The organism is Rhizobacter sp. P2_D12, assembly GCF_056404395.1.
Window position 1 is genome coordinate 13,075 of record NZ_JBFUEB010000026.1, and the last position, 13,327, is coordinate 26,401.

Genomic DNA, 13,327 nt, shown 5'->3' on the forward strand with positions numbered 1-13,327 from the left:
CATGATCTTCAAGCCGACCCGCACCAGACGGATTGCCCTGCGCCTGACCGAGCTGACCCTCGGCCAGGCAATCGACCTCTGCAAGCTGCCCGGCGAGCGCAACGAGCTGACCACGACCGAGCTGCTGCGCGGCGTGGCCGCCGGCGCAGACCAGCCGCTTCCGCGCTATGTCACCGACCCGCTGTTGTGGACGGTGCAGGAGCGCACGCTGCTGGTCTGCGAGTACATGGCGCACGTCACCAGCGACGGGCCCGACTTCGCCGTCGGCGATGTCGGCCACCTGTCGGACTACGTCATGTTCGATCGGGATCTCGACGCCGACCAGATCGACCTCGGCACCGTGGCCGAGAAGGCATGCACACTGCGCCCGCTGCTGGGTGTGCACGCGCAGGCGCTGGAGGTGCTGTGCAAGACGCGCGGCGACTGGATCATCGGTGCAATCGCCTGTCAGATTTTCGTGGCGAGCGAGGCTGTGCCCGATTGGTCGTCGATGTCGGACATCGCGATGATGGATTGGGTGCGCGGCCGCATGGACCGGCTCAAGCTGTTGCCCGAGTCGCTGTTCGAGGAGCTGTTCGCGGCCTACTGGGGTGGGACGGACAAGCTGGCGCACTTCTTCAGCGTGGACTTCGACGACGACGGCCTGGTGTACCTGCCGATCGAGAAAGAGGGGGCCGGCCCGTTGAGTCCGGCCCGATTTCTCGCCGATTCCTGCATCTCCAGCGTCGCGCAGTCGCTATCTGGACGGGCTGGTCAGCCAGGCCGCTGACCTGGCGCTCTACGGCCACACGGCGCTGCCGCTGGCGCGCGCCACGGCGATGAGCGACGCGGCGGACTTCTTCCGGTCGTCGGCGTTCGCGAGCTACCGCAAGTCGCAGGAGGGCAAGCAGAAGTTGTGGCTGGCGATGCTGGGCCGCTTCGACGGCGTCAGCAAGCAGATTGGCGGGCTGGGCAGGGCGCTCTCGCGCCGCTGATCGACGGCTTCGGAAAACCGGGCGCGGGCCGCGTGGCCCCGTGATCGAAAGTGCAGGCATCGCATTGCCGCCTGCACTCCCAATCACGTCCCGAGGGTCTGAATGTTCGATCAGTTCAAGAAGCTATTTTCGGAGCCGCAGACGCTCGGAATCATCGTCACGAGCGGCACGGTCGGTCTGTTCGTAGGCATCGCCCAGGGCACCATCCAGCGCCGTCACGGCGGCTGGCCTGGCTTCTTCTCTGCTGCCATCACCGGCGCCGTCGTCGCGGTCATCACGGGCCTGGCCATCGACAGCTTCGTCCCCTCCGAGACGGTGCGCATGGCCATCATCGGCGTTTGCGCCGTGGTCAGCGAGGACATTTGGGCGGGCCTCAAGACACTCGGGCGCGGCGTGCGCTCCGATCCGCTGGGCTTCGTGGTCCGGGTGCTGGATGCGCTGCGCGGCCGCGATCCTGCTGCCCGCGCGCTCGTCGAGGGTGTCGCCGGCTCGACGCAGAACGCAGCGCTGGCCGACCGCGCCGGCGACCAGTCGAGCGACACCGCCGGAGTCGCCAAGTGATCCTGACCTACGTCGTCACGGCGGCGCTCATGCTCGCCCTTGTGCTGCAAGCGGCCACCGACCGCGCGCCGGATCTCCTGGACACGCGGCAGAGCCGCTCCGCCAGGCGCGTTCTCATCGTCGGCCTGGCGATCATGCTGGCGTACACGTCGCGCGCGTGCTACCGGGGCGTGTGTATCGATGCCTTCATGGCGCTTGGCCTGCTGCTGCTGGCGCTGGCTGAGGTGGCCTTCTGCATGAATCGGCTGTTCCCGCACCTGTTCGACCACGTTCACATTCCCCATGCTGTGGAGCAGCGCGACGGCGTTGACGCGAGGAGGGCCGCTCAATGATGGACGTTCGCTTGATCGCCGCATGCACCGGCGCAACCCTCGCCGCTGCGCAGCCCTACGCCGGCTACCTGGCCGATGCCATGGCGAGCTACCGGATCGACGCGGCGCCGATGCGCACCGTGATGTTCCTGGCCAACGTGGGCCACGAGTCGACCCGCCTGACCAGAACGGCCGAGAACCTGAACTATCGCGTCGAGGCGCTGCTGGCCACCTTCAGTCGCAACCGCATCAGCTCCGCCGCCGCGCAGGCCTACGGGCGCGACGGCGCGCGGCCGGCGAATCAGGAGGCCATCGCGAACCTCATCTACGGCGGCGACTGGGGCGCGAAGAACCTGGGCAACGACCGCCCGGGCGACGGCTGGCTGTTCCGTGGTCGCGGTCTCTTCCAATCGACTGGCCGCGCCAACGCGCGTCGCCTAACAGCGCGGCTGCGCGCGCGCTTCCCGGCGTTGGTTGTGCCGGACTTCGAGGCCGCGCCCGAGGCGCTGTCGCAACCCCAGTGGGCGGCGCTGTCGGCGGCGGACTTCTGGGATGGCAAGGGCCTGAATGACTTCGCCGACCAAGGCGACTTCGACGGCGTCTGCGACTGCATCAACCTGGGCGGCATGACGACCAAGCACGGCGACGCGATCGGCTGGGAAGACCGGCTGGCGCTGCTGGACGGCGGCAAGGCCGCGGTCGGCATCACCTGAAATCCACGGCGCGAGGAGGCATTCATGTTTCTGCAAGCAGACAAGATCGAGCACCTGAAGGCCGGCGCCGTGGTGGCGCTGTTCGGCGCTGCTCTCGGGGCGTGCGTGTCCGTGGGAGCCTCGCTGATCCCGGGCATCCCGCCCGGTGGCGCCCAGCTCGTCGCGATCTGCGCGGCCGTCGGCGCGCTCGCCGCCGGCCTGTCGGCGGGGATCACCAAAGAATTCGCTGACGCGTCGGACAACGTGATCTACCCGGGCATGCATGGAGTCCAGGTGGGTGACGCTGTGGCCACGAGCGCGCCCGGCGCGGCGCTGTTCCTGGTCTTGCTCTACGTCTCGTCGTGGGTGGCGCAATGAGCACGGTCTCTGGCCTGATCCCGCTCCCCGACCTCAAGACGCCGCTGTTCTGGGCGCTTGGCGTCGGCCTTGTCGCCGCGCTTGTCGGCCTGGGAGTGCAGCGAGTCGAGCTGGCCGACGCCGCGCGAGCGTTGTCCGATGAGCACCAGGCGCGCGCCGAGGAGAACGCCACGCGTGCACGCGCGGCACTGCGCGACGCGCAGAAGACCGCCGAGGCCGAGAAGCAGCATGCAACCGACCAACAGGGAATCGTTCATGAACTCAACCAAACCAAGGCCGCGCTTGTCGTGGTTGATGCTGGCCGCCGCGATCTCGCTGGCCGCCTGCACGACACCGCCGGCGAACTCGCCGCCGCCCGTTATCGGCTCCAAGCCTCAGGCGACGCCGCTGCCTGCGGAGATACAGGCGATCAGCGCGCAACCCTCTTCGGACTACTTGAAGAGGCTGGACGCTTATCTGCTCGATCTGGAGAGCTGGCGGGCGAGGGTGCAAGCCTTCTTGAGCAGCGCGACGCTGAAGTGAAGGCGCTGAAGGGGATGGTGGACGCCGACCGGGCGTTGATGGTGCGCGCGGCCGATCAGGGGGCGCCCGCCCCGAGCGCTCCGAGCGCCGCGAGCGGTGCCGAGGGCGACGGCCCCTAGGCCGGCTCAGGCACGTGCTCGGCCGATATCTGGCCGCCGACCTTGTCGATCCTGATCAGCCGCGCGCCGCCTCCCCTGGCCTTGAGCGTGAAGTCCATGTATCCGCCGTCCCGATCCGCATCGACGCCGGCGGCGTAGATGGTGATCTCCTCGAAGGTGTCTGCGACCAACTGGCGCGCGCGCGCTCGTGCTTCGTAGTCCAGCGCCTCGACGCCCTGGGCGAGGGCGCGCCACCGTTCGTCGAGACCCGTGATGTCGCTCCGGGCAACGGACGCCAGCTCGCGCTCGGCGTTGGAGACTTCGGCCTGGACGGCGGCCTTGTCGGCTTCCAACTGCTTGGCCTTCTTCACAAAAATGGCCGGGGCATCCTCGGACTCAAGAATGGCGCTCATCAACCTCTCAAGCTGGCGATCGAGATCCTTCGCCTTGACCTGCGCTGCGTTCAACCGAGCGCGCGGCCCCTCCGTCCGATCGCCTTGGTAGAGCGCTTGAAGGTTGAGCATGTCCGAACAGTAGGCCATCAATGCGCGCTCGAACGGCACGATCGAGCACGAGCCCGGAACCGGGCAGTCCTTGCGCCGGATGTTGCCGATGCAGTTCAGTCGGCGGTGGCTGTCATGGAAGGTGCCATCTGCCTGTCGGCGGCCCATGTTGTTCTGAGCCGCCAGGCCTGCTCCGCAGTAGCCGCAGCGGGCGATGTTCAACCCGGTGAAGAGGTTCGGGATGGTTCCCTTCGTGGGGCGGAGGCCGCGCTTGTCGGCCAGCGACTGCAGGTCGATCCACTCGCTGGGGCTGAGGATGGACGGGTAGTACCCCTCCAGTCGGAACGACTGGTCTCCGACAGCCAGGTCGCGCTCGCCGATCAACGCGCGCTGACGCACGAGGCGGTGAACCTGGAGCACGTCGGGGGCGCCGCCGGTCATCGACGCGTTCTGCGCCTTCAGCTCCCGGGTGATCTTCGTCACGCCGTAGCCGCGCCGGTAGAGGTCGATCGCCATGCGAACGGCGGCCGCCCGATCCTCGACGACTTCCCATTGCGTCCCTGTCCATCGCACCCAGGCAGGGTCCGTCCCGTTGCGGATCATTCCCCGGAACGTGCCCGCGATCCAGCCTTCGCACTGCCGTCGGATCGCGGCCTTGACTCGGTTCGACTTGGTCTCGGACTCCTCGTGGGCGCGGATCATGACCAAGAGCGAGTAGACCAGGTCCATCGGGTTGGCCTTCAGGCGCTCGCGGCTGTAGACCTTGCCGTCGGAAGCCGTCACGACCGAAATGCCGCCGTTGATAATCTGAGCCAGTTGGGCCTGGGCCAGAATCGGCTCGGCCCGGGAAAGGCGATCCAGGCCCTCGACGACCAGGAATGAGCCCGGAGGCACTCGGCCGTTCTCGACGGCGGCCAGGAAGACGCCCAACGCGCCGTGCTTGACGTGGTGCTGGTGGTAGGCAGATAGCCCCTTGTCCTCCATGGACAGGGATTCGTCGAGCTGCAGACCATGCTCCTCGGCCCACCTGACGGCATAGGCACGCTGACGCTCGCTGCTGTTTCCGGCGGCTTGGCGTGGATCGCTGAACCGCATGTAGCTGTAGACGAGACCCTTTTTCATAGACCCTTGTTTGACTGGAAAACCATGCTTCCACAGAGAGAGCGACTCGCCGGACATGCCCTGGTGGAGTGCCTGATTGCCCAGGATGTTAGCGTAGCGTTCGGCGTCCCCGGCGAGAGCTACCTGGCCGTGCTCGACGGCTTCCACGAGTACCGCGACAGGATCCGCTTCATCGCCTGCCGGCAAGAGGGCGGGGCCGCCTTCATGGCCGAGGCGCAGGGCAAGCTGACCGGGCGCCCCGGTGTCTGCTTCGTGACGCGCGGGCCGGGCGCCACCAACGCCAGCATCGGGCTGCACACCGCCTTCCAGGACAGCACGCCGATGGTGTTGTTCATCGGCCAGGTCGCGAGCGACCAGCGCGACCGCGAGGCCTTCCAGGAGCTCGACTACCGCCAGGTCTTCGGCCCCGGCACGTTGGGTTTTGCGAAGTGGGTCGGCGAGGTGCATGACCCGGCGCGCCTGCCGGAGTACATCGCACGCGCCTTCCACACCGCCTTGCAGGGCCGCCCCGGCCCGGTGGTGCTGGTGCTGCCGGAAGACATGCTGACGCAGGCCACCGACGCGCCGGTGCTGCCGCGCGCCGAGCCGGCGCATGCCTGGCCGGCACCCGGCGCGCTGCGCGACCTGCGCGCGATGCTGATGGCCGCCGAGCGGCCGTTCGTGATCGCCGGCGGCAGCGGCTGGGATGCCGCCGCCTGCGCGGCGCTGCAGCGCTTCGCCGAGAACTGGAGCCTGCCGGTCGGCTGCGCGTTCCGCTTCCAGGACCTGTTCGACAACCGGCATGCCAACTACGCGGGCGACGTCGGCATCGGCATCAACCCCGCATTGGCCCAGCGCATCGCGAACGCCGACCTGGTGATCGCGGTCGGCGCGCGCCTGGGCGAGATGACGACCGGCGGCTACACGCTGCTGAAGGCGCCGCGGCCGGCGCAGAAGCTGGTGCACATCCACGCCGGGCCGGAAGAGCTGGGGCGCGTCTACGCGGCCGACCTGCTGCTGCAATCGTCGATGGCCGCCGCCGCCAAGGCGCTCGAGGCGCTGGCCGCGCCGACGAAACCCGCCTGGGGCGAATGGACGGCCGCGGCCCATGCGGATTACGAAGCCAACCATGGGGCGCCTGCCGTCGAGCCGCTCGACATGGCGGTGGTGATCAAGACCATCCAGCGCCTGGCGCCTGCCGACACCGTCTACACGAATGGTGCCGGCAACTACAGCGGCTGGCTGCACCGCTACTGCCGGTACCACGGCCTGCAGCACACCGGCCGCACGCAGCTCGCGCCGACTTCGGGCGCGATGGGCTACGGCGTGCCGGCGGCGGTGGCCGCGGCGCTGCTGTACCCCGAGCGCACGGTGGTCAACATCGCCGGCGACGGCGACTTCCTGATGACCGGGCAGGAACTGGCCACCGCCACCGGCTACGGCGCCAGGCGGCTGATCAGCGTGGTGGTCGACAACGGCACCTACGGGACCATCCGCATGCACCAGGAGCGGGAGTACCCGGGGCGCGTCAGCGGCAGCGACCTGTTCAACCCGGATTTCGCGGCGCTGGCGCAGGCCTATGGCTGGCGGGCAGACCGCGTCTCGGAAACAGCTCAGTTCGAGCCGGCGTTCGCCGCGGCCTTGTCGAGCGAACGGCCGACGCTGCTGCACCTGAAGCTCGATGCCGACGTCAGCACCAGCCGCAGCACGCTGCAAGCCATTCGCGAGGCAGCCCGAAAACGCCTCGGCAGCACCTAGCGTCTTCGTAGGATATGGCTCGCCCTTTGCGTGCGGAATGCCTGGGCGAGAATCCGCTTTCAGGACAATGTCACACCACCCCCCAGCTGCGGACGATATATTGAGCCCGATGCACAAAGTTCTGCCCGTCAACCGCACCCCGGCGCCCACGCCGGCAGAGCGCTGGGTGTGGCGGGCCTGCCTGGCGCTGTCGCTGGTGTGGCTGGCGGCGGCCTGGGCCGGCCAGGCGCGCTGGTGGCCCGGCGTGCTGCTGCTGGCCTTGAGCCTGCTGCCGCCGTTGCTGCGCTCGCAGCGGCGCCAGGTGGCGGTGCCGGGCTACGACACGATGGACGTCAACGGCTGGGGCCTGGTGCACCGCAGCGGCCTGCCGGACGACCCGCAGGAGCCGTCGACGCGGCGCCTGGCCTGGTCCGACATCCAGCAGGTCGACGTGCTGACCACCGAAGACGGCCCGCTGGGCGAGGACCTGTTCTTCGTGCTGATGACCAAGACCGGCAGCGATGCCGACGCGCTGGTGATCTCGAATGCGCAGGCGGTGCCGAACAAGCTGCTCGACGCGATGGCGCAGCACCTGGGGCCGATGGACCAGGCGCAGCTGCTGAACGCGGTGAGCAGCCGGCAGCTGAAGCGCTTCACCTTGTGGCGGCGCGATGCCGCCCTGGCGGCTTAGCGGCCCTTCTTCCAGAGCAGCAGCACCACGCCGACCAGCACGACGCCGGCGGCCGTCCATTCGTAGTGCGTGACCGTCTCGCCGAGGATCGCCACGCCCAGCAGCATCGCGATCACCGGGTTCACGAAGGTGTAGCTCGACGCCAGCCCCGCGCTCGCCTTGGACAGCAGCACCATGTAGGCGTTGAACGCGATCAGCGAGCCGAACACGACGAGGTAGAACCAGGCCGCGACCGCCTTCGGCTCCGGCGGCCACTGCAACTGCTCGCCGGTGACGGCGGCCAGCACCAGCAGCACGACGCCGCCGCAGATCATCTCGCTGGCGAAGCCGGTCGCACCCGGTGCGAGCGGCAGGCTGCGCTGGCTGAGCACGCTGCCCACCGACCAGGTCAGGCACGCGATCGCGATGGCCGCCAGGCCCACCGGCGAGGCCTGGAAGCCGGAGCCCTGCGTCAGCATCAGCACGCCGGCCAGGCCGACCGCGATGCCGGTGAGTTCGAGCCGGCTGGGCACCACGCGCCACAACAGGTTCAAGCCGGCGATCATCAGCGGCACGACCGCGATGAAGGCGACCACGAGGCCGGAGCCGACCGTCTGCTCCGAATAGGCCGTGCCGCCCATCCCGCCGCCCAGCATCAGCGCGCCGACGATCAGCGCATTGCGCCATTGCACGAACGACGGCCACGGCGCGCCGCGCCAGCGCATCCAGGCCATCAACAGCACGCCGGCGAACAGGAAGCGCGAGCCCATCTGCAGGAAGGGCGGGAAGCTGACCAGCGCGAACTTGATCGCAAGATAGGTGGAGCCCCAGACCAGCCAGGTGGCGGCCAGGCACAGCAGGATCAGCGCCTGCGAGCCGTTGCGCGGGGGCGAGGAGGTGAGGGTGGGCGACGATGCGGACATGGTGGTGCGTGCGGAAAGAGGCCGCTATCGTACGAAGGTGCGGCATCGATTGGAAGGCATGAAACAAAGGCGATCGCTATGCTGCATGCCATGTTTGAAGGTCTTTTGGAGGGTTTGCCTTGAACGCTGAAATCGACGCCCACGACACGCGCATCCTGGCCGAGCTGCAGGCCGATGCGCGCCTGACCATGGCCGAACTCGGTCGCCGCGTGCACCTGAGCCAGCCGGCCGTGACCGAGCGCGTGCGCAAGCTCGAGGCGGCCGGCGTGATCACCGGCTACCGCGCCACGGTCAACCTCGGCAAGCTCGGCTACGGCATCCGCGCGATGGTGCGCGTGGGCCGGGCCGAGTACGCGCGGGTCGTCAAGCTGGTGCAGCAGAGCCCCGAGGTGGTCAGCGCCTACAACGTGACCGGCGAGGACAGCTGGCTGCTGGAGATCGCGGTGATCGACGTGGCGCACCTCGACGCGGTGGTCACGAAGTTCTGCCTGCTGACCGAGACCTCGACCGCGATCATCCTGAACACGCCGCGCGAGCACCAGACCATGCTGCCGCCGCGGCGCGAAGACGTGAAACCGCCAATCCGCAAGATTGGCGCCGGCCTGTAGCCCGGATGCCAATCCGGGGTGCGGCGTCCGCTACCGAACCACCTCCAGCAACCGGTCCAGCCCGCCCGCATCGATCGCCACCATCGCCTGCGCCCGCACCGCCGGCTTCGCGTGATACGCCACCGACAAGCCGGCCACGCCCATCATCGGCAGGTCGTTCGCGCCGTCGCCCATCGCGATGGCCTGGCTCGGCGCGATGCCCAGCTGCGCGCAGGTCGCCAGCAGCATGCGCTTCTTCTCGTCGCCGTCGCAGATGTCGCCCCAGGCCTGGTCGACCATGCGGCCCGTCAGCGCGCCATCGGCCACCTCCAGCACGTTCGAGCGCGTGAAGTCGATCTTCAGCCGGTCGCGCACGTGGTCGGTGAAGAAGGTGAAACCGCCCGACACCAGCAGCGTCTTCATCCCCTTCGCCTGGCAGGCCTGCACCAGCGCCGCGGCCCCGGGGTTCAGCTGCAGCCGCTGGTCCAGCACCTGCTGCATTGCCGCCACCGGCACCCCCTTCAGCAGCGCCACGCGCCGGCGCAGGCTGTCCTTGTAGTCGGCGATCTCGCCGCGCATCGCCGCCTCGGTGATCGCCGCCACCTCGGCCTTGCGGCCGGCCGCATCGGCGATCTCGTCGACGCATTCGATGTTGATCAGCGTCGAGTCCATGTCGAACGCGATCAGCCGGAAATCGGCCAACCGCAGCGGCGGGGTGAAGCGCTGGATGACGAGGCCGGGGGCGAATTCGGAGTTCATGGGGTCAGGCGGTCTCTTTGGGTTGGCCGAGCGAGCGCAGCACGTCGCGGATCAGCTGCGCGCGGTCTTTCGGCTCGGGGGTCTGGCGCTCGATGCGCAGCTTGTCGTTGCCGGCGAGCTTGATGTGGCGGTTCTTCTGCACCAGCTCGATGATGCGCATCGCATCCACCGGCGGGTTCGGCCGGAAGCTGATCACCATCAGCGCCGGCGCCGCGTCGATCTTCATCACGCCATAGGGCTTGGCCAGCACGCGCAGCCGGTGCACGTCGAACAGCGTCTGGCCCTGCGGCGGCAGTTTGCCGAAGCGGTCGGTGATCTCTTCGAGCATGGTGTCGATCTGCTCGGCCTTGTCGGCCGTGGCCAGGCGCTTGTACAGGCTCAGGCGCGTGTGCACGTCGCCGCAGTACGCATCGGGCAGCAGGGCCGGCGCATGCAGGTTGATCTCGGTGGTGGCCGACAGCGGCGACAGCAGGTCGGGCTCGCGGCCGGCCTTCAGCGAACGCACCGCCTCGCCCAGCATCTCGTTGTAGAGCTGGAAGCCGACTTCCATCATGTTGCCGCTCTGGTTGTCGCCCAGCACCTCGCCGGCGCCGCGGATCTCCAGGTCGTGCATCGCGAGGTAGAAGCCCGAGCCCAGCTCCTCCATGTTCTGGATCGCCTCCAGCCGCTGCGCCGCCTGCTTGGTCAGGCCCTCGACCTCGGGCACCAGCAGGTAGGCATAGGCCTGGTGGTGAGAGCGTCCGACGCGCCCGCGCAGCTGGTGCAGCTGCGCCAGGCCGAACTTGTCGGCGCGGCTGATCACGATGGTGTTGGCGCTCGGCACGTCGATGCCGGTCTCGATGATGGTCGAGCACAGCAGCACGTTGTGGCGCTGCGCGACGAAATCGCGCATCACGTGCTCCAGCTGGCGCTCGGGCATCTGGCCGTGCGCGACGCCGATGCGCGCCTCGGGCAGCAGCTCCTGGAGCTTCTCGCGCCGGTTCTCGATCGTCTCGACCTCGTTGTGCAGGAAGTAGACCTGCCCGCCGCGCTTGAGCTCGCGCAGCACCGCCTCGCGGATGGTGCCGGTGGATTCGTTGCGCACGAAGGTCTTGATGGCCAGGCGCCGCTGCGGCGCGGTGGCGATCACGCTCAGGTCGCGCAGGCCTTCGAGCGCCATGCCCAGCGTGCGCGGGATCGGCGTCGCGGTCAGCGTCAGCACGTCGACCTCGGCGCGCATCGCCTTGATCGCTTCCTTGTGGCGCACGCCGAAGCGGTGCTCCTCGTCGATCACCAGCAGGCCCAGGCGCTTGAACTTGACCGTCTGGCTGATCAGCTTGTGCGTGCCGATCACGATGTCGACGGTGCCGTCCGCGATGCCTTCGAGCGCCGCCTTCACCTCCTTCGGCGAACGGAAGCGCGACAGCTCGGCCACCTTCACCGGCCACTTGCCGAAGCGGTCGGAGATGTTCTGGAAATGCTGCTCGGCCAGCAGCGTGGTCGGCGCCAGGATGGCCACCTGCTTGCCGCCGGTGACGGCCACGAAGGCGGCGCGCAGCGCGACCTCGGTCTTGCCGAAGCCGACGTCGCCGCAGACCAGCCGGTCCATCGGCTTCGGGCTCACCATGTCCTGGATCACCGCGTGGATGGCAGCCTTCTGGTCCGGCGTCTCCTCGAAGCCGAAGCTCGCGGCAAAGGCCTCGTACTCGTGCGGCGCGAAGCGGAACGCGAAACCCTCGCGCGCGGCGCGCCGGGCATACAGGTTCAGCAGCTCGGCCGCCGTGTCGCGCACCTGCTCGGCGGCCTTGCGCCTGGCCTTGTCCCACTGGCCCGAACCCAGCCGGTGCAGCGGCGCCTCTTCGGCGCTGACGCCGGTGTAGCGGCTGATCAGGTGCAGCTGCGCGACCGGCACGTACAGCGTCGCCTTGTCGGCGTATTCGAGGTGAAGGAACTCGCTGGCACCATCGCCCAGGTCGATGTTCATCAGCCCCACGTAGCGCCCGATGCCGTGGTTCGCATGCACCACCGGATCGCCGACCTTCAGCTCCGACAGGTCCTTGATCAGCGAGTTGACGTCGCTGACCTGCTCCTGCTTGCGCTTGCGCCGGCCGGTGGGCGAGGTCGCGAACAGCTCGGTCTCGGTGATGAACTGGATCGCCTTGCCCAGCTCGGCGTCGTGCCAGAAGAAGCCTTCGGCCAGCGGTGCCACGGCGATCGCGAAGCGCTCGCCGCCCTGGTCGAACTCGGCCAGGCTTGCGACCGACGGCGGCTCGATGCGGTTGTCGCGCAGCAGCTCCAGCAGGCTCTCGCGCCGGCCGTCGCTCTCGGCCACGATCAGCACGCGGTGCGGCGTGCTGCCCACGTGCAGCTGCAGCTTCTTCAGCGGCTCGGGCGCGCCGCGGTCGACGCTCAGGTCGGGCAGCGGGCGCGCCCAGTCGGTCTCTTCCTTGCCGCGCACCGACAGCAGCGCGTGCGCATTGGCGAGCGCGAAGAAGTCCTCGGTGCGCAGGAAGATGTCTTCCGGCGGCAGGATCGGCCGTTCCTTGTCGTGCTGCAGGAAGCGGTGGCGCTCGCGCGTGTCGACCCAGAAGCGCTTCAGCGCATCGTCGACCTCGCCGTGCAGCGCGATCGCCGCGTTCTCGCCCAGGTAGTCGAAGATGGTCGCGACGCTGTCGAAGAACAGCGGCAGGTAGAACTCGATGCCGGCGGTCGCGATGCCGCTGCCGATGTCCTTGTACAGCCGCACCTTGGTCGGGTCGCCTTCCATCTTCTCGCGCCAGCGTGCGCGGAACGCGGTGCGCGCGTCCTCGTCCATCGGGAACTCGCGGCCCGGCAGCAGCCGCACCTCGGGCACCGGGTACAGGCTGCGCTGGGTGTCAGGATCGAAGGTGCGGATGCTGTCGACCTCGTCGCCGAACAGGTCGACGCGGTACGGCACCGCCGAGCCCATCGGGAACAGGTCGATCAGCCCGCCGCGCACCGCGTACTCGCCCGGCGACACCACCTGGCTCACGTGGGTGTAGCCGGCCAGCGTCAGCTGCGCCTTCAGTGCGGCCTCGTTGAGTTTTTCCTTCTGCCGGAAGTTGAAGGTGTAGGCGGCCAGGAAGCTGGGTGGCGCCAGCCGCACCAGGGCGGTGGAGGCGGGCAGCAGCACCACGTCGACCTCGCCGCGCTGGATGCGCCACAGCGTGGCCAGGCGCTCGGAGATCAGGTCCTGGTGCGGCGAGAAGGTGTCGTAGGGCAGCGTCTCCCAGTCGGGGAAGACGGCGATGCGCAGCTCGGGCGCGAAGAACGCGAGCTCGCCTTCCAGGCGCTGCGTGTCGGCCGGCTCGGCGCTGACGATGGCGGTGAGCTGGCGCTGCGCGGCCCGGGCCTGGGCGAAGCGCGCCAGCAACAGGGCGTCGGCCGAGCCGATCGGGCGCGGCAGCGTGAAGCGTTTTCCGGGGGACAGGCTGGGCAGGTGCATGAGGCAAGGCGCTCTACAAAATCAAATCGCCCCGCGAGGGCAAAGCTGCGGGGCGATCGAGCGGGC

At 68.8% G+C, this 13,327-nt stretch carries 14 protein-coding genes; 10 read left to right on the forward strand and 4 right to left on the reverse strand.

Annotated features, from left to right (window positions below; genetic code table 11):
- The first annotated feature begins 1 nt into the window (after position 1).
- The 7 genes from AC1DYN_RS11295 to AC1DYN_RS11325 all read left to right on the forward strand — a co-directional run bounded on the left by AC1DYN_RS11295 (position 2) and on the right by AC1DYN_RS11325 (position 3,557).
- Positions 2-769, forward strand: a complete 768-nt coding sequence (locus AC1DYN_RS11295; protein ID WP_477959398.1) for a hypothetical protein — start codon at positions 2-4, stop codon at positions 767-769.
- Positions 770-818: 49 nt separating this feature from the next.
- Entirely contained in the window at positions 819-974 is a 156-nt protein-coding gene (locus AC1DYN_RS11300) for a hypothetical protein (protein ID WP_477959400.1), read from the forward strand.
- A 102-nt stretch (positions 975-1,076) separates the two neighbouring features.
- Positions 1,077-1,535 carry a hypothetical protein gene (locus AC1DYN_RS11305; protein ID WP_477959402.1) on the forward strand — a complete coding sequence of 153 codons (459 nt, stop codon included), beginning with the start codon at positions 1,077-1,079 and terminating at the stop codon, positions 1,533-1,535.
- On the forward strand, positions 1,532-1,867 hold the full coding sequence (locus AC1DYN_RS11310; protein ID WP_477959404.1) for a hypothetical protein: 336 nt from the start codon (positions 1,532-1,534) through the stop codon (positions 1,865-1,867). Before AC1DYN_RS11305 ends, AC1DYN_RS11310 begins: the two co-directional genes overlap by 4 nt.
- Positions 1,867-2,559: a glycoside hydrolase family 19 protein gene (locus tag AC1DYN_RS11315; RefSeq protein WP_477959406.1), complete on the forward strand. Its 693-nt coding sequence runs from the start codon at positions 1,867-1,869 to the stop codon at positions 2,557-2,559. The genes AC1DYN_RS11310 and AC1DYN_RS11315 overlap by 1 nt, the downstream gene beginning before the upstream one ends.
- 24 nt (positions 2,560-2,583) lie before the next feature.
- Complete coding sequence (locus tag AC1DYN_RS11320) at positions 2,584-2,916, forward strand: hypothetical protein (RefSeq protein ID WP_477959408.1); 333 nt, start codon at positions 2,584-2,586, stop codon at positions 2,914-2,916.
- Positions 2,913-3,557 (forward strand): hypothetical protein, encoded by a 645-nt coding sequence (locus AC1DYN_RS11325; RefSeq protein WP_477959410.1) that lies wholly within the window; start codon positions 2,913-2,915, stop codon positions 3,555-3,557. Before AC1DYN_RS11320 ends, AC1DYN_RS11325 begins: the two co-directional genes overlap by 4 nt.
- On the opposite strand, the gene AC1DYN_RS11330 is transcribed toward AC1DYN_RS11325, so the two are convergent.
- Positions 3,554-5,218, reverse strand: coding sequence for a recombinase family protein (locus tag AC1DYN_RS11330; RefSeq protein WP_477959412.1), 1,665 nt, complete (start codon positions 5,216-5,218; stop codon positions 3,554-3,556). The two genes, AC1DYN_RS11325 and AC1DYN_RS11330, sit on opposite strands and share 4 nt — an antisense overlap.
- On the opposite strand from AC1DYN_RS11330, the gene AC1DYN_RS11335 reads away from it, so the two are divergent.
- Both AC1DYN_RS11335 and AC1DYN_RS11340 read left to right on the forward strand, forming a co-directional pair.
- The gene (locus AC1DYN_RS11335) at positions 5,186-6,898 is read left to right on the forward strand and encodes a thiamine pyrophosphate-binding protein (RefSeq protein ID WP_477959414.1); all 1,713 of its coding nucleotides are present in this window, start codon (positions 5,186-5,188) and stop codon (positions 6,896-6,898) included. The two genes, AC1DYN_RS11330 and AC1DYN_RS11335, sit on opposite strands and share 33 nt — an antisense overlap.
- Before the next feature lie 109 nt (positions 6,899-7,007).
- Positions 7,008-7,568 carry a hypothetical protein gene (locus AC1DYN_RS11340; RefSeq protein WP_477959416.1) on the forward strand — a complete coding sequence of 187 codons (561 nt, stop codon included), beginning with the start codon at positions 7,008-7,010 and terminating at the stop codon, positions 7,566-7,568.
- On the opposite strand, the gene yedA is transcribed toward AC1DYN_RS11340, so the two are convergent.
- Positions 7,565-8,470: a drug/metabolite exporter YedA gene (yedA, locus tag AC1DYN_RS11345; RefSeq protein ID WP_477959418.1), complete on the reverse strand. Its 906-nt coding sequence runs from the start codon at positions 8,468-8,470 to the stop codon at positions 7,565-7,567. The two genes, AC1DYN_RS11340 and yedA, sit on opposite strands and share 4 nt — an antisense overlap.
- 119 nt (positions 8,471-8,589) lie before the next feature.
- Here yedA and AC1DYN_RS11350 point away from each other — a divergent pair, with 119 nt between their 5' ends.
- Positions 8,590-9,078 carry an Lrp/AsnC family transcriptional regulator gene (locus AC1DYN_RS11350; RefSeq protein WP_477959420.1) on the forward strand — a complete coding sequence of 163 codons (489 nt, stop codon included), beginning with the start codon at positions 8,590-8,592 and terminating at the stop codon, positions 9,076-9,078.
- Between the two features lie 30 nt (positions 9,079-9,108).
- Here the strand turns inward: AC1DYN_RS11350 and serB are convergent, their stop codons facing one another.
- Both serB and mfd read right to left on the reverse strand, forming a co-directional pair.
- On the reverse strand, positions 9,109-9,816 hold the full coding sequence (gene serB, locus AC1DYN_RS11355) for a phosphoserine phosphatase SerB (protein ID WP_477959422.1): 708 nt from the start codon (positions 9,814-9,816) through the stop codon (positions 9,109-9,111).
- 4 nt (positions 9,817-9,820) lie between these two features.
- A complete protein-coding gene (mfd, locus tag AC1DYN_RS11360) occupies positions 9,821-13,261 on the reverse strand; it encodes a transcription-repair coupling factor (protein WP_477959424.1) in 3,441 nt (1,146 codons plus the stop codon).
- Positions 13,262-13,327: the final 66 nt, after the last annotated feature.